The 21,232-nt window shown below is 56.5% G+C and carries 15 protein-coding genes and 1 tRNA gene; 1 reads left to right on the forward strand and 15 read right to left on the reverse strand.

The window, feature by feature from the left end; all coding sequences use genetic code 11:
• Positions 1-1,120: 1,120 nt before the first annotated feature.
• The 4 genes from RISK_RS15735 to RISK_RS15750 form a co-directional block, all read right to left on the reverse strand.
• Positions 1,121-1,193, reverse strand: a tRNA-Ala gene (locus RISK_RS15735).
• Positions 1,194-1,348: 155 nt separating this feature from the next.
• Positions 1,349-3,475 carry a fused MFS/spermidine synthase gene (locus tag RISK_RS15740; RefSeq protein WP_047815282.1) on the reverse strand — a complete coding sequence of 709 codons (2,127 nt, stop codon included), beginning with the start codon at positions 3,473-3,475 and terminating at the stop codon, positions 1,349-1,351.
• A gap of 269 nt (positions 3,476-3,744) precedes the next feature.
• Complete coding sequence (locus RISK_RS15745; RefSeq protein ID WP_047815283.1) at positions 3,745-4,887, reverse strand: DUF255 domain-containing protein; 1,143 nt, start codon at positions 4,885-4,887, stop codon at positions 3,745-3,747.
• 455 nt (positions 4,888-5,342) lie between these two features.
• The gene (locus RISK_RS15750) at positions 5,343-7,442 is read right to left on the reverse strand and encodes a vWA domain-containing protein (RefSeq protein ID WP_047815284.1); all 2,100 of its coding nucleotides are present in this window, start codon (positions 7,440-7,442) and stop codon (positions 5,343-5,345) included.
• Between the two features lie 216 nt (positions 7,443-7,658).
• On the opposite strand from RISK_RS15750, the gene RISK_RS15760 reads away from it, so the two are divergent.
• A complete protein-coding gene (locus RISK_RS15760) occupies positions 7,659-8,336 on the forward strand; it encodes a metallophosphoesterase family protein (RefSeq protein ID WP_047815286.1) in 678 nt (225 codons plus the stop codon).
• 28 nt (positions 8,337-8,364) lie between these two features.
• On the opposite strand, the gene RISK_RS15765 is transcribed toward RISK_RS15760, so the two are convergent.
• From RISK_RS15765 to RISK_RS15815, 11 genes are all read right to left on the reverse strand, one after another.
• Complete coding sequence (locus tag RISK_RS15765; RefSeq protein ID WP_047815367.1) at positions 8,365-8,859, reverse strand: hypothetical protein; 495 nt, start codon at positions 8,857-8,859, stop codon at positions 8,365-8,367.
• Between the two features lie 8 nt (positions 8,860-8,867).
• Positions 8,868-9,374: a hypothetical protein gene (locus RISK_RS15770; RefSeq protein WP_083435007.1), complete on the reverse strand. Its 507-nt coding sequence runs from the start codon at positions 9,372-9,374 to the stop codon at positions 8,868-8,870.
• 50 nt (positions 9,375-9,424) lie between these two features.
• Positions 9,425-9,874, reverse strand: a complete 450-nt coding sequence (locus RISK_RS15775) for a type IV pilus modification PilV family protein (RefSeq protein WP_047815288.1) — start codon at positions 9,872-9,874, stop codon at positions 9,425-9,427.
• Positions 9,871-10,428, reverse strand: a complete 558-nt coding sequence (locus RISK_RS15780; protein ID WP_236696358.1) for a GspH/FimT family pseudopilin — start codon at positions 10,426-10,428, stop codon at positions 9,871-9,873. Before RISK_RS15780 ends, RISK_RS15775 begins: the two co-directional genes overlap by 4 nt.
• A 7-nt stretch (positions 10,429-10,435) precedes the next feature.
• Positions 10,436-10,768, reverse strand: coding sequence for a prepilin-type N-terminal cleavage/methylation domain-containing protein (locus tag RISK_RS15785; RefSeq protein WP_047815290.1), 333 nt, complete (start codon positions 10,766-10,768; stop codon positions 10,436-10,438).
• A gap of 157 nt (positions 10,769-10,925) precedes the next feature.
• Positions 10,926-11,708, reverse strand: a complete 783-nt coding sequence (locus RISK_RS15790) for a biotin--[acetyl-CoA-carboxylase] ligase (protein ID WP_047815291.1) — start codon at positions 11,706-11,708, stop codon at positions 10,926-10,928.
• The gene (locus RISK_RS15795; RefSeq protein ID WP_236696359.1) at positions 11,705-13,738 is read right to left on the reverse strand and encodes a c-type cytochrome domain-containing protein; all 2,034 of its coding nucleotides are present in this window, start codon (positions 13,736-13,738) and stop codon (positions 11,705-11,707) included. Before RISK_RS15795 ends, RISK_RS15790 begins: the two co-directional genes overlap by 4 nt.
• A 48-nt stretch (positions 13,739-13,786) precedes the next feature.
• Positions 13,787-16,282 carry a DUF1549 domain-containing protein gene (locus RISK_RS15800; protein WP_047815293.1) on the reverse strand — a complete coding sequence of 832 codons (2,496 nt, stop codon included), beginning with the start codon at positions 16,280-16,282 and terminating at the stop codon, positions 13,787-13,789.
• Positions 16,279-18,702 carry a pre-peptidase C-terminal domain-containing protein gene (locus RISK_RS15805; protein ID WP_047815368.1) on the reverse strand — a complete coding sequence of 808 codons (2,424 nt, stop codon included), beginning with the start codon at positions 18,700-18,702 and terminating at the stop codon, positions 16,279-16,281. The genes RISK_RS15800 and RISK_RS15805 overlap by 4 nt, the downstream gene beginning before the upstream one ends.
• Before the next feature lie 194 nt (positions 18,703-18,896).
• Positions 18,897-20,216 (reverse strand): DUF1501 domain-containing protein, encoded by a 1,320-nt coding sequence (locus RISK_RS15810; protein ID WP_047815294.1) that lies wholly within the window; start codon positions 20,214-20,216, stop codon positions 18,897-18,899.
• Between the two features lie 327 nt (positions 20,217-20,543).
• Positions 20,544-21,188 carry a hypothetical protein gene (locus RISK_RS15815; protein WP_047815295.1) on the reverse strand — a complete coding sequence of 215 codons (645 nt, stop codon included), beginning with the start codon at positions 21,186-21,188 and terminating at the stop codon, positions 20,544-20,546.
• Positions 21,189-21,232 lie beyond the last annotated feature (44 nt).

Here is a 21,232-nt window from a genome sequence, read left to right on the forward strand (position 1 = left end):
GGAGGTAACGGGTTCCCCGATCAGGACTTTCACCTGACAATTCAATCGCCTTTGCAGGCGCACTAGAACAGTTGTCCCCAACTGTTCCGTCGGGCAACCCTCAGCCGCCAAGCCCCGTCGCCTCATCAAGTTCACTGCCAGGCGTTCGCGTCACGCTGCTCGACGAATCCACCCTGGCACGCAAACAGTTGAGGACAACTGTTCTACTCTGCCCGAGCTTCGCTCGTGGGATTCAGGCCGCCAGCGATCAACCTCGATTTTTGGGAACCACGCAGGACGCGAAGAGCACGAACGGGTGTTGCCGTCGCGGTGTAGGCCGGACCCAGCGAAGCGCCGTTCCGGCAATCCAAAGTTGTTTCTCGCCGCATCGCTCGCGCGTTGCCGGTCCGGCATTCCATGACATCAGAGTAGAACAGTTGTCCCCAACTGTTCCGTCGGGCAATTCTCAGCCGCCAAGCCCGGTTGCCTCATCAAGTCCACTGCCAGGCGTTCGCGTCACGCTGCTCGACGAATCCACCCTGGCACGCAAACAGTTGAGGACAACTGTTCTACTCTGTCCCGAGCTTCGCTCGTGGGATACAGGCAGCCAGCGGTCGGGCAGGAATTTGTCCAGGCATCCAGCTTGGATGCCTGGCGCTCAAGACCATACAGCTAGCCAATCAGGTTGAGCGCATGCGCAGCACCCGCGTTCACCTGCTGCCAGCTTCTTGGCATGAGACAAAACTGATCCGGCCCAGTGGTCAATCTCGTGAGACTGGCACTGACGTTCAAACAGGTTGCGAAGTTCGGCCAGTCGCCGTTGCATCTCGGACGTGCCCACATCCCTGATGTTGCCGACGCTGAATCGTTTGTCGCCGACTTCCGGTCGCAAGTTGCCTCGGCGGTCTGGATTGGAAAGACGTCCTCGGTTGGTTCGCTTGGTCGTCTGTGCAGGCTCCTCAGAGAGTTTTGAGAGTTGGTTATTGGCCTGCGTAGTGGGTGTCCGTTCGATGGAGCGAAATCCGACACTCCACTCCATCACCACATTTGGGCCGAAAGCGTAAAACGCCGTGAATCGTTGGTGTGAACGAAGATCGGCGCACGAAAAAAGCCGCTTGTGAAATCACAAGCGGCTTTTGAGTGGAGGATAACGGACTTGAACCGATGACCTACGCGCTGCCAGCGCGTCGCTCTCCCAACTGAGCTAATCCCCCGGGTGAAGACGCAGATTATCGACTTGATTCGCGTTGCGTCAAGCCCGTCAGAACCTGGTTTCGACGATTCTTTGCAGTTCTTTGGGAGGCCGACGCCCCCCACTGCTGCCAGGCACGGGGATCTCGCTGAGAAGCGATCCCTCCGCCTGCTCGCCTCACAGCGACGGCCAAATCAACACGCTCGCCAAATTGTGATGCTGGTCCGTCCACAAGGGAGCGGACTCCACCACCGATGAATCGGGCTTCTGAGCCACCGACAGAAAATCGGATTCCCAGAATGATTCGCCGCGGTCCGCGGCGATGACCCAACGCGATGGCCGCGTGTAAACCTGGTCTCGATGATTGTTTTGAATCAACCGGCTTGGCAACCCAATCGCTTGGGTCAATCGATGCGTCAACGGCACCAAGTCCAAGTGATTGTTCGACACGTGGACGGCCAACACGCCGTTCTCCGCCAAGCGTTCGCGGTAGAGCTGCATCGCTTCCAGCGTCAACAGGTGAGCCGGGATCGCGTCGCTGCTGAATGCATCCAGGATCAGCAAATCGAACTGCTTGTCAGTGTGCCTTTCCAACAACAATCGCCCGTCGCCCAAGTGATGCTCAATCGTGGCAGGGCAATCGCTGAGGAATGTGAAGTGTTCTTCGGCGATCGCCAAGACATCGGGATTGATTTCGTACATGTCCATCGAGTCGCCTTCTCGCCCGTAGGCCGCCAGCACGCCGCATCCCAAACCAATCACCCCAATTCGCATCTCGGGCGACTCGGCCTGCATCGCGTGGATCAGTCGCCCCACACCGCTACTGTGACCAAAGTAGGATGTCGGTGTCATCCGCTCGGGACCGTGCAACTGAATGCCGTGAACCGTGTTGCCATGGACCAACTGAATGCGTTCGGCATCATTTTCAACCCGGAGCACGCCAAAGAAGTTGCGACGCTGGTCGATCGTATCCGTGCGGTTGGTCATGGTCGTGACCACTGCGGTGAAACCAATGATCGCCACGATCAACCCGGTGATTCCCTTGGACATCTTCCAGTCGCAGGTCATGGTCAACCAAGAGCGAGAGGCCAAGAACGTGATCGCAACCACACCAATCGACAACGACATGGCGATCGGAAGTTCGCGGTAGTCTTGAAAGACCAGCGGACAAATCAGAGCCACCAAGATCCCGCCCATGGCACCGCCAAGCGAGATCAAAGCGTAATACTGCGTCAATCGCTGGGTGGCAGGTTTCCGAGCAGCGGTCTCACCGTGGCACAGCAGGCAAACGCCGAACAAAACCACCAAGTAAGAAAGTGCTTCCACGGGCATTTGCCATCCGCCGGGGAACCAACCTTTCAGTTGGATCGCGACAAACGCCAGACCGGTGAACGCTGAAATGAGCTTGGGTCGGTACCAGGTCGGAGAATCAAAGCTGATGATGAAACTCAGCAAATACAAGCTCAGTGGCAACACCCACAAAAATGGCATCACCGCGATGTCTTGGCAAACGTGACTCGTCACCACCAACAACATCACCGAAGCAAGAGCAGGCAATCCGACCCAGACACTCCAATCCGCCAAACGCAGTTTGGCAGAGACCGATTCAGTCGCGACCACGGTTTCGTTGGACGCTTCCGAGTGACTTTTCCGTCGGCGAAGCAGACTGATCGCCAACCAACCGTCCACGATGACAAACGCGTAGAACGCCAGCGACCAAAAAACGGATTGCTGTTCGATCGACAACAGCGGCTCAACGACAAAGGGATAGCTCAGCAACGCCACCAACGACCCAGCGTTGGACAGGGCGTAAAGCCGATAGACGGAATTGGATTGATTCTCGTAGCTCAACCACGCTTGAACCAACGGCCCGGTACTGGAAAGGACGAAGTACGGCAACGCAACGTGTGCGGTCAGCAGCCACAGCAAGGCCCACGTGGGGTCTTCCGTTCCGACGGGTTTCCAAGCGTCCGAAGGTGCAATCGGCAACGACCATGCCGCTGCACACAACAGCACCAGGTGCACGACACCTTGCATCGCCGGAGGAAGAAATCGTCTCAAACAGTGAGCGTATAAATATCCGGCGAACAACAAGACTTGGAAGAACAACAAACACGTTGTCCAAACCGCGGGTGTGCCACCGAACCATGGCAACACACATTTGCTGATCACAGGCTGAACCTGGAAGACCAAGAAAGCCCCCAACAACGTCGCTCCCGCAAAGACGAACCACGACGTGGTTTGCTTGGAAACGGTGGCTGAAGAAGAGGTGGAACCCGAAACATCCGAGGTGCACGACGGCATGCGTTCATCTCATCAAAGTACTCGCAATGCGGCCTCGCCCCCGCGACGTGGTTCCGCCCAAAAGGTTACCCCATGTTGCGTGACCAGGCGTCAGAGAGAACGCAATCGGTGCCCCCTTCCGAGTTTCCGTGAGCGGTCCACCAAGGAAATCCGCTACAAACGAAACAGCCGGCACTCGGGTCCCCTCTCAGACACGCAAAACGCCTCCCAGGTCAAAACCCAGGAGGCGTCAGCGAATTCCATTGTGAGCGTTTCCGTCTTGCCAGTGATCAGTTCAAGCCTGGATTGGCATCCCGGACGGCGTGATCCATGACTTCGATCGCTGCGTCGGTGTAGCGTTCGTACTCGTTCCAGAAATGATCCATCGCGGCTTCATCAGCGAAGAAGAACATCCGTTGGTGCACAGGGTCTTTCATTCCGAACTGACGCTTGCCAGGAACAATCACGCGTTCTTCAAAGAAACGAACCACATCGATTTCGTTCAGAACCGGTGTGTAGGGAACCGGGTCCGCCAAAAAGGTCTTCATCTTGGCTTCGCTTGCAAACAAGTACAGCTTGCCCAGGTGAACGACACCAAACTTTGGATTGCCTTCAATCCATTCATCTTCATTGATGACCGTCACGGAGCAGAAACCTTCCATGGCCAGTTTGGGTTGTTCGGTTCCAAACGCAGGCGTCTTTGTCTCGGTTTTGGTCATCGTCTGAGCCGGCATTCCAAGCGACATGCCATCGGTGCGAGCGCCAGCCAATTGAGCGGTCGCGCCGCTGGCAAATTGGCTATTCGGTGATGGCAATTCGCTGCCGGATGCCACATGCGGATTCTGCTGAGTGCGAGGGGGTATGCTCGCGACCGCAGTTTTTGCTTGAGCCGGCGCGGTTGCCGATGGCTGAGCATTGGATGCCAACATCGTTTGCGGTGCATTGGCCGCTGGCGAGACGGGCGCGGCAGGCATTTTGCTGGACGCTTGACCCAGCATTGCAACGTAACGCGTTGGATCTTGCGGGCTGACCGAACTGCCCAAGTGCTTGCCGGTTGGCGTGATCATCACGTCCGTCGGGAACTTGGTGACGCCAAACATCTTGGCCAGTTCCGGTGATTTGCCAGCATGAATTTTGACGGGCACAAACTGTTGCTCGACCGCGGAACCGACCTGAGGGCTCTGAAACGCCCCCGCTTCCAAGCGATCGCACCAGACACAATTGTCGCTGGTGAAGTGCAGTAGCAAAGCTTTGCCGGACTGCTGAGCTTCCGCTTGAGCCGTGGTCAGATCTTTTCGCCAAGCGATCTCTGCCTGAGCCATCCCGGAGAAGATCGTGGTCAACCCGAGCAAGCCCATCGCTGGCAAAACCCGCGTCCATCGCGAGGTCGCAGTCGAAGAACAAATTCGCGGTGGTTTGGAGGACAAACGCATCGGACAAAATCCTTTTTGTCTTTCTCAAAGAGAGCCAGAATCAGCTCAGGTGTGCCGGTATCGGTGGTATCGGTCGCGCCAACCTTGACGCTTGAGCGGAACCTACGAAGTTTTCCGCGGTCGCCGCCACACCAATGGAGGGTGTTTCGCAATCAGCCAGTTGCTCTTCCAGCGAGCAGTTTCACGCTGCGAAGGAAGCCCTGCCTGATCGAGTCCCGGCAATGAACAGGGAAACAGGGTTCCCGCGGAACGCCTTGCATTCCCGGGAGAGAACAGGATGACGATGTCGACAATCGATCCGCCATCCCCGTCAGCAAAGGCTTCACCCTGCCCAGGTCCTGATCCGGCAGGCAGGAGTCATTTTGCCATTTGAAATACGATGGCGAACGCCACTGTTCCCACGTGCGACCGGGGCGAATGCCCAAACGGCTCACATGGCCATTCCCGATCGTTCCTTAGAGCTTTGGCACGGGCCGCTTGGGCGCTCTTTTGATCATCCGCTTTTGATCGTCGCGTGGCGGTGGATTGTTGTTCCCGTTGTTGCCACCATTGCGACGCGGCGGAGCCAAATCAGTGAACGTTTCGGTCCACATCCAGCCAATTGGAACCTCCAGTTCTTTTTCAGCCAGCATGGCCCAGGGCGTGCCTTCGTGCTCCGCAGCCACACGTTCCAAGAACTCCCGCGCGGTTTCCGCCTCGCGTTGCCACTTGCTCCCCACCGAGATCTCATCGGCAGGCTTCAACACCCAGGTGTTGTTCTTGGGATCATCGAAAGGCATCCCGCGTTTCGCCTTGGCGAGAATCGCGTTGTAAGTTTCGGTGCGGACCTTTTGAGCCAACACTCGGCCATAAGCCAAGTCAAAACCAGCCCTCCAACGAAGACTTTCTTCTTTGTCCCGATCCTTGACGCCTTGTTCCAAAGTGGCGGCCAACTGGATCAACACCGGTTCCAACTTCGCAGCGTCTTGCTGCGCAGTCGTCAACGCTTGGGCCAGTCCCGCTTCGTCGCGTTTCACGAACCGGGTTTGTGGGCGTTGGATCCCACTGACATTTTTAATTTGTGCGGCCGCGATCAATGCCTGACGGAGCGGGCTTCGCTTGACCGCTTTGACATAGTCCTGCGGCGACAAGTAATCGGGGCGATAACGAGCCATCGCGGTCGGATCAAAGAACGCACGCAGATCCGCGGTGAACGCGTCGATCTCGCCCCGTCGAACCTCTCGCGAAACATTGCGATTGGGGTGAACGGTGAAGTAAATCCCACCCGTCTCGTAACACAGACGCGTCAAACCATAGGGTCCAAAACCACTGTCAATCACCGGTTCCTGCTCGAAGTCCCCCGTGAAGCTCAACTGAACTCGTTCCGGCAGAAAGGTTTCTGGCCCTTGATCGACTTGCGCCCACTGAGGCGTTTGGTCGTAATCAGGATCCGGGTCAACGTACTTGACCAAGGTGTGTTCGCGACCAAATGGAGCGGGCACACCGACCACGTAGACGGGGATGCCCCACTTTCGACACGACGTGATGGAAGATTCCAGCAAGTGGGCGTCATCTCCACGCTCATCCGTGACCACCACAAACATCACATTGCGTTGTGGACCACGAGTCCCCGCGTTGCGGCGCAGCGAACTGTATTGCTTGGCGGCAGATTCGATGGCCGTGAAGACCCGTTCCGTTCCCGAGTTATCAACCGGAATGTCAGCAACGGTCTGCTTGATCAACTCCAAGTCGGCAGTGGGTTCCTCGGTGAACAGTTGCACCTTTTCACCAAACCCTATGATGGACGTGAGCACACGGGATCCGGATGAATCATTGGGGTCTTCGCCAGCAGTCTTGGAATCCAATTGCTCGCGAAGCATGCCGAGCTCTTCATAAATCCGATCGAACCGGTCGCGAATGTCTTGGCGTTGTCGAGTCAGCGACCCACTTTGGTCGAACAACCAAACGATCAGCGTCGGGCGTTCTTCCGCGGCCTGCATGACCTCGAACGTGATTTGGTCCACGGCTCCGGAGGCCCCCGCGGTCCCTTGTCCGACACGACCTTTCTGGTCGACCAACCGATCTTGGGGCGCCACCGGTTGGCTGAACATTTTGTTGACCATGATTTCGCCCAAATCGGTGGGCTCCAAGTCGACTGGGCTGACCATGTTGGCGATTTGGGCGAAGGTCGCTGCCGACGCCTCTGCCATGTCAAACTCAGCCAGAGCGTCCGAACCGATCTCGACCTGAGGTTGATCGCTGACCACGATTTCCTCGATCAAGTCCACCGTCTCTTCGTATTCAGGCGGCGGTGCGATCATCACCACGGCCTCGTCGTCGACTGGATTTTGCAACTGGACCAACGCCAACGACAAAATCACGATCAGGTGCACCAGCATGGTGCCGACCATCGCAACCGTCTCGTCTGCATCCCAGAACGATTCCTCTTCCCATTGGTCAAGCGAATCCCCCGTCTCGTAGGGGTGAACCGCACTGGCCTCCTCCGTCGCGGCGTGAGACCGCGAGCTCGTGGGCAATGCTTTCTTGATCGATTGAAGAAACGATGAGTCGCTCATGAAATCCGATTTTCAGAGGTTTGCGTTCACAAAGCCGGGCGATGGGGATTGCAAACCAGCGATCATGGGCGAAGATTTGCGATTCCAGATTGCTCCGGATACTCTTTCAAACGTTTTTTGCGACGATTTGAACCCTTTGATTGTAATCGAAAGTCCGATTCACATTCTTCCCTGTGCAATTCGAAACGTCGTTGACTTGAGGATCAGGCCGATTGAATGGAACAAACAAACGAATCATCAGGACGCCTGATCGCCATCGGAGACATCCACGGCTGCAACGCCGCTTTGCAAGCGGTCCTGGCCGCGATCAATCCTCAACCCAATGACATTTTAGTCACCCTTGGTGACGTCGTTGACCGCGGCCCCGACTCCAAAGGGGCGGTCGACACCCTCCTGCAGTGCGGCCAACAAACCCAGCTGGTTGCTCTGCAAGGCAATCACGAGGAAATGATGCTGAATGTGCTTCGCGGCAGCGAATCGCACCACAGTTGGTTGCGGTACGGTGGGGTCGAGACGCTGGACAGCTACGGATTCGACGGGGGGTTGGACTTCCTTCCCGAAGCTCACCGAGCCTTCTTTGAGTCGTTGGGCGATTACTTCGTCTACGAAGATTATTTCTTCACGCATGCGGCGTACGATCCCGCACTGCCGCTCGAAGAGCAGACCGTCGAAATGCTTCGCTGGCACTCGCTGCGACAAGGTGTTCCGGAACCACACCACAGCGGCAAAACAGCCTTTGTGGGTCACACAGCCAACCACGAAGGTCAAATCCTCGATGTCGGCCACTTGGTGTGCCTCGACACTCACTGCTACGGCGGTGGTTGCTTGACCGCGATGGATGTCCGAACGCGACAAACCTGGCAAGCCAATCAGGACGGCGTCCTCCTGTCCTGACGGTCTGCTTGGAAATTTCTCGTCGAGCCTAAAACGCAGAAGGCGCCACGACCGCTGGTGCGGGAGTCGATGGCTGCGGAGCTGGCGCGACGCTAGGGACCGAAGTCGTCAGACTGGCCGCTGGCACGGTCGCCCCTGGGTACATGTACACCTGCAGCGACACCGTTTGGTTGGCGACGTCCATCACCGGTGGTGCCATCCATGCGTCAGGAAACGACGTGGTTCCGAGCTCAGTGTCCAAACTCGCGACCGGCAAAGCTCCGTTGGCGCGCGCCAAGGCGACATTGCGATGGATCAACCCTTCCGCCACCAAGCGACCTTCCACTTGCTGACGAACATTGGCAGAACGCACGTTGGATCGGCGATGCGATCGGACAATGCTGATCGCGGCGAGCGACAGAACCGCCATCGCGAGAAAGCTCAAAACCACCGCCGACCCACTGCGAGGCAGGCCAGGACGAGACTCATGAGCGACGCAAGACTTTCGAATCGCTCCCCGCTTCCGCGGTTGGTTGGAATGCAATGCTGTGTTCATAGTTGCGGCGACAAACAAAGGACAGTGGTCATCTCGGCAGTGCGGTGATCAGGACGCAGTTCCGCAGCACGGTCGTCAGAGGCTTGCAATTGCATCGACAACTGAATCCCAGCCAGTCGACCATCCACAAGGATTTCGTTCATGGCAAAGGAACCAACCGAACTTTCCAAGCAAACAGTCTCGCCTAGCAAAGGGTCGACCATCACCAAGGAACGGTTCTCGCCATCCGGCGCCCGCCGAACTTCAAAACGAATCCGTCGTGTGTTCAGTCCGTCGCTGACGACGACATCACTTGAGCGAACCGACGTGATGGTCTGGCCCGAATTGGACATGTCTCTCAACCGTCCCGACACAAAACGCAACGCTTTGCGCCCCTGAGCTGAGACGCCCTCATGGCCGAGTGAAATGGCGGTGACACGCGCCGAACCACGCATCATGCCAACCATACTGGTCGCCAGGGTACCAACGATCACGACACAGGCGATCGTTTCGATCAGGCTCACGCCCTTTCGACGCGAACGCGTTTTGGATGAAGAAAAACGGCGGTGCCTGTTCATGGTTGACTCCACTGTGTCCGCAATGACTGGCTCAGTTCGCCCGCGTCGAGGGAACTGTTGTTGTTCCCATCTTCCCAGACCACCACATTGAGCGTGACCAAATTCAGCACCAAGGAATCTTGGATCGAAACCTGCGATCGCATCGATCTGGTTTCATTGCCCGTCACGATTGCCTCCAAGGTGCCTCGTGTGCTGGCAAATTGAGTGGGGTCACAAAGATCAACCTTGGTTTGTTCCATCAAACGCTCGGCCTCGAACAACAATTGGTCCTGCCGATCCATACGCTGGAGCAATTGACTGGACTGCCCCATCAAACTCAACGCCGGGATCAAAACCAACGAGAGCAAAGCGGCTCCCACGGCAACATCGATCAACGTCGCTCCACGTCGAAGCGTTCTACAACGGCTTCGAGGCGATGTCGTCAGCGAAGTAGTCAAACCGCTCATGGTGATGCATTTTGATAGATGTTTCCGGACGCCGCCTGGACATAGACGTCGATGGATTCGGAGTCCCGATAAACCTTCAGTTCCAAATCACGATTTGCAATTCCAGTGGGATCAAAGACGATGCTGGATGCATTCGCCCGAACACTGACATCCGGATGCAATTCGATGGGGTCCGTCATCCAAGTGGATGCGCCCGGCAAAGCCGCGGGCCCGAAAGCGTCCGCCCCGTCGCTGTAAATTCCTGGTGTGGCCACCATGTCGACCACGGTTCGCGTCTCACCATCTTCGTTTCGCACGGATTTCCATCGAACCGTCACGGAACATCGACGAGCCAAAGCGGTCTCCCGAGCGAGTCGCAAGGAACGCAACACGACATCGGAGTCCTGACGCACCGTCGTACGCTGCGAAAACAACTGGCCAACACGCGGTGCCGCCAGCATCGAAGCACTCAAAACCATCAGCACCAACAACGCTTCGACCAAAGTCACGGCAGCACGACGTCGAGCGTCCCGCCTGGTGCACGATGGACAGAAGCGAGGTGGAGAATGAATCATGATGGAACTAGTTCGTCACAGTCTTGCTGAACGTTCCAGTTGCGGCGTCATAAGGATACTGACGCAACTTGTTGTAACGAGCCTTCGAGGCAGTGTCGTCGGATTTGATATAGTTTTCGCGAACCAAGTAGTCGATGCTACGTGGGTACGAACCAATTTCGAGGTAATAAGTTTGGGCCATCGCGTTGAGCGATGCGATGTCTTGTTCAGCCAACTTGTCTTCACTCTTCGCACGCATCGGAGCAACGGTGGCAACCGTGGCTGCAGCAACGACGGCGAGAATCACAACAGCAGCGATCACTTCCAACAACGAGAAGCCAGATTTTTTAGTATGTTTCATTTCGAGAGACTTGGTCTGAATGAGGAGAATTGGAAGACGGATGTCCTCACGGACAGAACCCGAGAAATGATCCGAGAGTCGTGATCACCTCCACTCAAACCTAGGTCAGAAATCAGGTAGTGGACGGAAATCGACCGAAAAGATGCCCCGATTCTTTCTACTGCCCTGATTTGCGGCTCGAAATCGAGTCGTGACGTCGCACACGTTGGACGTCGCCGCTGTTGCAAGCCAGCAACCCGTCGTCAGTGCGAAGCAAAAGGCTGCCATCCGCCTGCAGGCCTTCGCAAACACCCTGGACGAATTTCCCGGCAATGCGGCATGCAACGGTTGTGCCGCGCAATACATTGCGGTCTTCGAAACGCTGCAACAGATCCTGCGGCTGACGCTTCGCCTCCTCGATCACTTCCACCAGATGAGGAGCGAGGGTATCCAAGAATTGATCCTTGGAGATCAATCGGCCGGTCGCCTCCGCAATCGAAGTCGGCAAAACCGCACCTTCTTCGACTTGCTCCAACGTGGGGTGCTGCCGCAGATTGCACCCGATCCCGATCGCAAACCAAGACTCTTCATCACCCGCCGGATCGCCATGCCGTTCAATCAGAATCCCGGCGACCTTGCGTTCATTCATCCAAGCGTCGTTGGGCCACTTCAACTGAACCGATGTCGGGCCAGCCACCATCTCGATCGCCTCGGCCAAAGCGACGCCGACCGCGAGAGACAACAACTCCGGTGAGGCTTTTGCAATCAACGTGCATGCCAGCCCATCCTCCGCAGCGAACCAGGACTTCCCATGGCGACCACGTCCGGCCGTCTGCTGCTCCGCAACCACCAACTTGGGCAGCTCTTGCTGAAGTTGCAACGCGTTCGCCTGACGCAGCCAATTCAATGCCCACGAGTTCGTCGAATCAACGGTTGGCAAACGAACAATCGACGAAATCACTGAATCGCTTCGGCCAACAACTGCCTCTTCTTTTCAACTTCGCTGAGTTCGCCGGCCACAGCCGCGTAGGACTGCTCCGCCTGCTCAGCAGAAACTCGGGCGGCCTGAACCATCTTTTCCGTCTCCGCTCGCTTCGCCTGCATCCCAGCCAGTTCGCCTTGCTGAGCTTTCAGAGTTTCGGCCAGCGCCGCTTCGTCCTGCTTGGTTTGCACGACCAATCGACGCTGCTGGGCAATCGCAGTGAGCTGTGCGGCCAGCGACGCTTCCAAATCAGCCGCTTGAACCAATGCGGCGTCGTCGGGTGCGTCGCCTAAACCGACCCGTGATGCAATGACCGAATCGTGTGCATCACGCGACTTGGAAACCAACGCGGGCAACCCCATGATCGCCTGCTCTCGCTGCGTCTTCTTCTGGGCGATGGCCGTTTGGCTCTGGGCGATCGCTTCATTCTGCTGCTTGATCTTGGCATCCATCTCCACCAAGGACTTTTGAGCGGCTTGCAAGCTGGCCGTCATCGCATCCCGTTTCGCTTGCAATGGTGTCAACTTGACTTGAATCGACGCCAGAGTCTGCTCGACGGCACCGATGCGATCTTTCGCCGGGGGTGGATTGGCCGCCAACTCTTCGATCTGCTTCGGGTCTGCGACGGCCGACATCCGGACCATTCCAGTCCAATCACCGTAAATCATCTTGGAGCTGTCATGCGTGATCGCAACCTCCAAAACCGCTTCCGAGGTGGCGGGGGTTTCCGCGATCTGTTTGCCACTGGCATCCCACAGACGCACTTTGCGATCCTTGCTGGCAGTGACGAGTTGCCCCTTGTGGTCAAACTGAACTGCCGTCACCCCGCCGCTTCCCGCATTGATGGAGCGAATGGCTTTTCCTGAGTTCATATCCCACAACTTGACCGTGCCGTCTTCACTCGCACTGGCCAAGACATTGGAATCATCCCGCCACGCGATCGCGCGAATGGCTCCTTTGTGCCCTGCCAAATCGAGATACTGCCGGCCCGTGTCGGCTTCCCAGACAATCAGGCCACCGCTTCGGTCCCCCGACGCGATCAGGACGCCGTCCGGACTGTAGGCGACCGAATAGATCCAATCGGTGTGTTTCTTGATGTCAAACAACTGGGTGCCATCGGTCGCGTCGTAGATCCGCAGCATTCGCTGTGGCCCCCCCAGCGCGATTCGCGTCATGGTGTCGTTCACGTCGGCATCAAACACGGTGTCCAATTCATCGCCCACTTGAGCGACACGTTCGCCCGTTTTGATGCTGTAGACAGCAGCGATTCCTTGGACGCTGTGCTCTCCACCGCCAGCGATCAAATATTGACCATCGCGACTGAACCGAATCGATTGTGGAATGCCTTCCTCAAAAGGCAGCACACCCAACAATTCAGCCGTCTCCGTGTGATACAGCGAAATTTGCTTTTGACCGGCGAGAGCCACCAAGGGTGCCCAAGGACTGGCGCCAATCGCAGTGGTCGCTGCGGCCCGCTGCGTCACCACGGGAACGCGTTGCGGCAAAGCCTCCGGCATGGGCGGAGGACCTTCCGGACGTCCGCTCGTGGAGGCCACAAATGCCAACGCGTTTTTCTTCTTTGCTTTCGCCTTGGACCCAGAATTTTCCAGAATGCCGCCTTCGATCCATGACCGGATCACCTGCAATTGCTCAGCAGGAAGTTTCGGTTGGCTGGGAGGCATCACCGGGGTGTCATCGTGATTGACCAATTGCCAAAGCCGGCTGGTTTCGGCATCGCCATCGTCATAGACAATCTCCCCGCTGCCGCCGCCTTCCATCATTGCACCGTAAGAATCCATCGCCAAACCACCGCGTTTATCGCTTTGGCTGTGACAGTTCAAACAGTGCTGACGAAGGATCGGTTTGACATGGTCTTCGAAGGTCACCTTCGCTGGTTCGTCGGTTGACTTGGCATCTGCCGCGAACACGCCAGCAGACGAACCAACCCATAGAACACTTGCCAGCGACAAGGCCACGTTTCCGAACCGTGTTGAACGCGTTCGCTTCATTGGAAGATGCAACATCATGAGATTGACTGATTGGGAATGAAAGCGGGATCAGTGGTTGAAGACGAATTCGCGGCCGTTCAAGACCGCCCAAAAAACGTCTTCCATGACCGCCTGAGGCTTCGCCCCTTCTTCGGCGAGCAACGTCTTGACCGATTCGCGTTCCTCTGGCGATGGATCGCGACTGAGAGCTCGGCGATAGATGCGATCAAGGACCGCAATCGGTTCCAGCTTCTCATCGTTCATCCAACGTTTGATCAGTCCACCACCCACAATTTTATTGTGCACGGAACTGCCGTTGAGCAGGTGCAATGCCTGCGACAACGATGGATCGGTCGTGGCTTCGCAATCACACACGGTTGCTCGAGCCGAACGGCCAAAGGTCGTCAAGAAGTAGTTCGAGGTGGCACCATCCGAGATTTGCACCGCACGACTTCCGAGCGGCAAACCGCTGAACTTCTCAGGGCTTTCGGTCACCTGACAGATGCAATCCAACAGGCTCTCCGCAGGCACACGGCGAATCGTTGCGTGGGCGTAATTTCGCGAATCGTGACCATTGGACTCGTTCGTTTTCGCACTGCGTCCATAAGCACGGCTGGTGCAAATGTCCCGCACAAGTTTGCGAAAGTCGTAGTTGTACTCGACCAATTTCTCGCCCATCTCGTCGAACAACTCCGGGTTGCTCGGCGGGTTGCTGACCCGAATGTCATCGACCGGATCGACCAAGCCTGACCCCATGAAGTGGGCCCACACTCGGTTGGCGATGCTGGTCGAGAAAAACGGGTTGTCGCCAGCGACCAACCAATCCGCCAAGACTTCACGGCGGTCTTTTCCCTTCGTGTCCGGTGCGTCACCGCCCAGGAACTTGGGAGCGACGTTTTGATTCGTCACCGGATGCTTGGTTTCGCCGCTGAACCGGTTGTAAACGATCCGTTCACGGTAATCCTCGGCTTGCTTGCGTCCGACTTGACTGAAGAAAGCCGTGAACCCGTAGTAGTCGTCCATCGTCCAACGGTCGAATGGATGGTTGTGACACTGGGCACACTGAGTGCGAATCCCCATGAAGACCTGAGCCACGTTTTCGGCTGTCTTCAGTGTGTCGCGTTCGATCTCGTAAAAGTTCGTCGCAGGTTCCCCAAACGTCCCACCGGTGCTGGTGAGCAGATCATGAACCATCTCGTTGACTGGCACATTGCGAGCAAATTGATCCGTCAACCAGCTGGCATACAGCATGGCTGATTTCTTGCTGACTTGGTTGGTGCTCTTGATCATCAGCAACTGAGCAAATTTCATCGCCCAAATTTCGCTGAACTCTTTTCGCTCCAACAAGCGATCAATCAACGCCTCCCGTTTGTCCGGAGCCACATCGTTGACAAACAAGTTCAACTCTTCTTCCGTGGGCAACAATCCGGTGATATCGATCGTTGCACGTCGAATGAATTCCGCGTCCGTGCATTGACCACTCGGCACCAAACGCAATTGCTGCAACTTTTTGTCGACCAACTCATCCACGTAGCTGCTTGGCTGAGGTTCCGGCACGGTGTATTGCAAATCCGTTGGCAGAGTCAGGATCTGCGACCCAACGGTGTGCGTGTCGAAACGAGCCATCACAAAGGCTTCGCCCCTGGCACCTGCGGTCGCCAAACCATTCTGGTCCATCGCAGCAACCGAGGCGTCGTTGGTTGAAAAAGTTGCCAAACGACTCAAATCACGAGTGTTTCCATCGGCGTAAGTGGCAACCGCGACGAAACGCTGAGTCGCCCCCGTTCCTTCCAAAACCGCTTGCGGAGGATAAATCGAAACGGAGGTGACCGCGGGTGGCAACGCATCGGCGGGATCACTGGGTGCGCCAGCTTCCAACCAACGGTGAAGGGTCTCGTAATAGTCCGAGTCAACGTCGAACAACTTCCCGCCGGTGTGCGGGACTGAGCCGACGGACTTCTTCAACAGAAGACTTTCCGACGGCACTGCCAAGTTGATTCGGCGGACGCCAATTTCACGAGTGATTCGTTGGTAGTCACCGTTGGGATCAAAACCAAACAGACTGAGATTGAAACCGTCTTTCCCACGGGCAGCTCCGTGGCACGAGCCGGTGTTGCAACCTGAACGCGTCAATGTCGGCATCACGTCCTTGATGAAACTCACGGGTGACCGGGTGGCCGCCTGAGCAACCTTGACCTTGATGTCAACGCTGGTGCCGCTGAACCGTCCACTCAAGGTGGTTTCGCCATCGGCGAGCGGACGCAGCAGATGCCCGTCGATCTTCGCGAGTTTGTCATCCCCCAACGTCCAACGGACTTTGTCGGTGATGTCTTCCGTCACTCCATCTTCGCGACGCATGACCGCGACGAAGGACTGAAAATCACCAGCCGTGGTCAACGAGATCTCAGGCGGATAGACCGCCAGATCCACCTTGGGCAACTCACCCGGCTTTGTCTTGATCGCTTCGGGGGAAGCGGCAGAGACCGAACTGACCGAGACCACCGCGATCGCAATCGCAGCCAGCCCCAATGAGTGAACAGTCAATCGATGGAAGGACCGGTTCATTTCGACTCCTTTTGCTGGCGTAGTTGCTCCAAGCGACTGAGTGGCTTGGCGGCGGGCTTCGGTTTGGGTTTCGCTTCGGGCTTCTTTTCAGCGGGCGGATCCTGTTTGACCGGCAAAGGTTTGTCGATCCGAATTTCGCCCGTGCCGTCCGTTTGCATCATCGTTTCGCCTTCGCGAGTGATCAGTGTCTGAACGACCATTGTCTTGTGGGTGCCCGGCTTTGCATCCGGTGCAACTTTCAGCAGAAACTGAACCGACTCCGATCCAAGCTCCACCTTCTTCTGTGGTTCGTCGCAAGTGACCCCGTTCGGGATCCCGACCAAGCGAACTTCGATGTCGCCCTCAATGTCCCGGCGCTTGGTCATTCCAATCGCAAGAATCGCTTCCGCTCCTTGCTCAGCCGCAGACTTGGGAAACGCAAAGTCGAACACGGGCTCTTCGACGTCCAGCATAATCGGCGCGGTCGACATCGTTGCCGTTCCGCGATTGGTTCCGTAGCTGACCTGCATCACCATCGGCCAAGATCCGATGGCCGCACTCCCGTTGGCCGTGATTGGAATGATCACTTCACTCTGGCCCTTTTCAATCCGCTTGCTGTTGTTCACACCAATCCCAGGCGGGTTGTAAAGCGTTCGGAACGAAACCGTTCCTTCAAAGCCTTCATCACGTTTGATTCGAACCAACAAATCTTTGCTGCCACGGCGAAGAATGGGAGTCTTCGGTTGCACCACTTCCACACTGAATGGCATCGCTTCGCAAACCGCCAAAGCAGCCTTTTCGGTTTCGTAACCGAGCATCTCACGACGGTTTTGGCCCAACACAACCTTGTGGTGTTGTTGGAAATCGCCCCGAATCTCGCGATCGCCCAGTTTGCCGACTCCTCCGACTTCAAAGAACGCTCCGCCGAGTGCAGCCTCTTTCGAAGCGTGAAACACCACGGGGATCTCAACACGACCGGCTGGCATAGGGAAGGTTTGAGCGGTCACGCCTTCAGGCAATCCTTCGACGATCGCGTCAAACTGTTCATTGAATTGATTTCGCTGTGCGGTCAACACCATCGCACTGTGACCGCCGACCGGCACCGGCACTACCATCGCTTCATCACGCCGCAGCTCCTTCAGCGTCAGCCCCAGCGAGGGCTCGCGACGACTGAGCTCAATGACGTAATTGTGATTCGGGCTGCCACTGCGCAAGTGGTCGTAGACCCGTACAAAGTGATTCCCATCAACCGCCGCATCGAAGTCGACCGAGCCATCCGGGTTGGGACCAATGTCATCGCTGCCTTTGAGCGTTTTTCCGTCGGGACCAAAGACGTGAATGACACCATCAAGCGGTGAGCGAAGCGTCTTGCGAGCGTGCAGTTGAACTTGCACGCGATCGCCCTTCTTGCACTCAAACGAGAACCAATCGTAACCATCGCCCTCTTCGATCACGCCGCAAAGCAAGGCGGGAAACTGTCCCGGCGTGGCTTGCGATTGACCTTCATTGGGTTCCGTCTCGGTCACGATTGGAGCATCACTGACTCGGATCCAGTTGGGTGACGGGGAGATTCCACGATCGTCCTGGTGAGTCACGGGCCATTTCTCAACAGGCTCGCTGGGAAGCTGCACACTGGATTCTGTCACGGTGCCATCGACATCAATCAACTTCGCCTGCAGAACTTCTCCTTTGACTCCGCCCGACGGGATCACCGTCACAGGTCGTGGAAACGACCCCACGTGCAATCGATACCCACAAACGTTGGCAGCTCCTAAGAACGAACTTTCACGCACCACGATCGTGTAGTCGCCCGCTTCTTCGGGCGTGAACGAGCACAGACTGTCTTGCTGAAGCAGCGAGGAATCATCGCTGACAGCAACTTCAAAACGATCCGAATTCAAAATCGCGATCGCGGGATCGAAGATGTTGCGGTTGTTGAGCTGTTGGACCAATCGAATGCCCTCGATTTCAACGGTCAGCTTTTGTCCCGCCTCCAAGTGAACTTTGAAACAATCCACATCCTCACGGTCGATGTTGCCTTCGATCGTGCGATCCATCTCAATCGCCTGAGTTTCCTCAAACGAATTGTTGGGCTCGACCTCGTTGACGATGGGCATCGTTCCGACGCCGATCAAACGCAAGTCAGTGATTCCTGACTTGGTGACCAAGCGGACTGGATAAAGTCCCGGAGCAAGCTTTTCATCCGCCTTCAACTTCACCGTCACCGACTTTTCATCAACCGGTTTGACTTCCAAAATTTCCAACCCCGGCAAATCCGTCAGGACCTCCGTCGCATCACCAAGAGCACTGCCGTGAAGCGTGATCGTTGACTCCTCGCCACGAACGACGCCAAGCGGTCGGATATAAGAAATCTTGGGAAAGGCCGCCGAAACGGAACTGGCCGCGAGCGATGCACTGATGACCGCAACCATGCCCAGCAACAGCCTGTTGGCCGTTGGAAAAGCAGAGTTTGAAACCAGAGAAGCCAGGGACCTTTTGGCTTGGCAAGTCAACCGGAGATGCGGTCGGTCTGCGCAAGCAGGGAGATTGTCGTGTGACATCACAACAAACCTTCGGTGGGAAAGAGGCGGGGCGGGATAGGTGGGATTGGACCGGCCGTGGCGGAAAGCCAGGCTTAGGTCAAAATCTTCTCGACGACGTTTCCGCCATCAACAATTTCAATGGGCCGATCGCCAGGTGCCATCAGCTCTTTGTCAGCCACAATGCCAAGCAAACGATACATGGTCGTTGCCAAGTCAGCGGGAGAGACGGGATCCAACTCAGGTTCTGAGGAGGTCGAATCCGATGCACCGTGAATCATTCCGCCCTGAACGCCACCACCAGCCAGCATCACGCTGAAGACCTTGGGCCAGTGATCTCGCCCGGCGTCCGCATTGATCTTTGGTGTGCGGCCAAATTCAGTGGTCACCATGACCAAGGTTTCGTCCAACAAACCACGTTCGCTGAGATCGTCCAAGAGAACCGCCAAGCCTTGATCAAACGAAGGCATTTGGCTGCGGATACCAGCGGTGATCGATGCGTGCTGATCCCACGAACCGTATGTCATGGTGACCAAACGCGATCCCGCTTCGATCAAGCGACGGCACATCAACATTCGCGAACCGGCTTGATTGCGACCGTAGCGATCACGAGTCTTGTCGTCTTCTTTCGACAGATCAAATGCCGCCTTCGCTTCCGGCGTGTCGAGCAAATCGTAGGCACGCTCGTAGAACGTGTTCATCGCCCCCACATTGTCAGCCGACGTCCCCGTTGCAAAACGCTGGTTGACCATTTCGAGAGCGCGTTTGCGACGCATGAAACGAGCTTCATCCACGCCACCCGCCAAGTTCAAATCACGAACTTGGAAATCACTCCGAGCAGGATCTGCTCCCAGAGCAAACCCGCCATAGGAACTGGGCAGGTAGCCGGTTCCCGCGTACTCGTTGGGGACGTTGGGCACGCAGATGTAGGCTGGCAAATTGTTGCGAGGCCCGTACTCGTGACTGACCACCGCACCAAAACTGGGGTAACTCAGGGCAGGGCTGGGTTTGTAACCCGTGAACATGTTGTGCGTGCCACGCTCGTGAGCCGCTTCGCCGTGCGACATCGACCGAATGACACAGTACTTGTCGGCTCGCTTGGCCAACTGCGGCATCGCGCTGCCAATGACTTCGCCCGTGTTGGTTTTGATCGTGCCCAAGTCACCACGATATTCCATCGGGCTGTAGGGCTTGGGATCAAAGGATTCCTGCTGAGCCAACCCGCCCGGCAGAAAAATGTGAATGACGCTCTTCGCTTTCGGCTTCACGAAGTCGTACTGTTTGATCTCTGCTGATGCTTCTCGCATCAACAATTGAGGCAAACTCAGTCCAAGACCGCTGGCTGCTCCCGCAACCAAAAATCCTCGGCGATCAAACATGCCGGGCTGCGTCAGTGGGTTTCCGTGACAACGCATGTCTCTGATGCTCCTCAATTGAAGCGGGAAGTGGGGCCACCGCAACAATCGCCTGCACGGCGTGCCACGGATAAAACCCAAAAGGGCGGGACCAACCTTGATCAGGGCGACCAAGTTCGGTGAAAGGTGGGATCCAACGTTTGTGGAGGTTTCTGTCGACTCTTCTTGCTTTGAGTTCGAAACTCCTCGCAACTCGAACGTTGGCGAGCTCGATTCGTACCCTCAAAACATTCGCATCGTAACAAAAACACTCCTTGTGTCAATTAATACACAGCCTCCAGGGGGGACGGGGACGACCGCACCCACCCCCTGAACAAGCAAACAGGATCACCCAACAGGGCCGTTTCCACGCACAATTTCCAGCAACTCGATGGCTGGTCGGTGATCACAGCGAATCAAAGCGGTTCGCCCATAAACCACGTCACCAACCTCGAGATCCAGGTATCCAGCCAAGCGTTCGCCCGCGGTGACCTTCCAAAGACGACACAACTGGACTTGGCGAAGCACGTTGTTCTCGATCAACACCCTGCCAAGTGGAATCTCCCCGCTGGCAATCTGATGCCACACCGAACGTGACAGTGCAGAGGGGTCCAGACGAACGATTCCATGCTGAACCACCCGTTGAGTGTCTCGCGTGACCAAGGTGATCTCGCGCGTGTAGGCCACCGTCGCGTCCAACTCGTCCGGATTGGCTGGGTCGACCGCCTGAGCCACGTGACCGTCGCGAAAACGATTGCGACGGCGATGCACCACCACCTCGACCGGCTCCCCGTGATAGTGCTCGACGGTCACCGTCATGTGGGACTGGTGATTCAGCAACGTGTCGAATGGCTCGGGAATGTCGGTCGCTAGTTCAAACTCCGCAAGCTCACCAAATTCGCTGTAGAACTCTTTCACCAACGACTTCAAATCAACTTGTTCGGCGGACTCACTCAACGTTTCGATATCCGAGGACGGTGAACCAGGAGGCATGAGCAACTTTCAAACGGAGTCCACGTGAGGTGATCTTCAGTTCG

This window comes from Rhodopirellula islandica, from assembly GCF_001027925.1.
Taxonomy (GTDB): domain Bacteria; phylum Planctomycetota; class Planctomycetia; order Pirellulales; family Pirellulaceae; genus Rhodopirellula; species Rhodopirellula islandica.

Excerpts from the sequence above, each read along its gene's own strand:
- RISK_RS15740 (WP_047815282.1), bottom strand. The coding sequence starts at position 3,475 with ATGCCGTCGTGCACCTCGGATGTTTCGGGTTCCACCTCTTCTTCAGCC.
- RISK_RS15745 (WP_047815283.1), bottom strand. The coding sequence starts at position 4,887 with ATGCGTTTGTCCTCCAAACCACCGCGAATTTGTTCTTCGACTGCGACC.
- RISK_RS15750 (WP_047815284.1), bottom strand. The coding sequence starts at position 7,442 with ATGAGCGACTCATCGTTTCTTCAATCGATCAAGAAAGCATTGCCCACG.
- RISK_RS15760 (WP_047815286.1), top strand. The coding sequence starts at position 7,659 with ATGGAACAAACAAACGAATCATCAGGACGCCTGATCGCCATCGGAGAC.
- RISK_RS15775 (WP_047815288.1), bottom strand. The coding sequence starts at position 9,874 with ATGAGCGGTTTGACTACTTCGCTGACGACATCGCCTCGAAGCCGTTGT.
- RISK_RS15780 (WP_236696358.1), bottom strand. The coding sequence starts at position 10,428 with ATGATTCATTCTCCACCTCGCTTCTGTCCATCGTGCACCAGGCGGGAC.
- RISK_RS15785 (WP_047815290.1), bottom strand. The coding sequence starts at position 10,768 with ATGAAACATACTAAAAAATCTGGCTTCTCGTTGTTGGAAGTGATCGCT.
- RISK_RS15795 (WP_236696359.1), bottom strand. The coding sequence starts at position 13,738 with ATGAAGCGAACGCGTTCAACACGGTTCGGAAACGTGGCCTTGTCGCTG.
- RISK_RS15800 (WP_047815293.1), bottom strand. The coding sequence starts at position 16,282 with ATGAACCGGTCCTTCCATCGATTGACTGTTCACTCATTGGGGCTGGCT.
- RISK_RS15810 (WP_047815294.1), bottom strand. The coding sequence starts at position 20,216 with ATGCGTTGTCACGGAAACCCACTGACGCAGCCCGGCATGTTTGATCGC.
- RISK_RS15815 (WP_047815295.1), bottom strand. The coding sequence starts at position 21,188 with ATGCCTCCTGGTTCACCGTCCTCGGATATCGAAACGTTGAGTGAGTCC.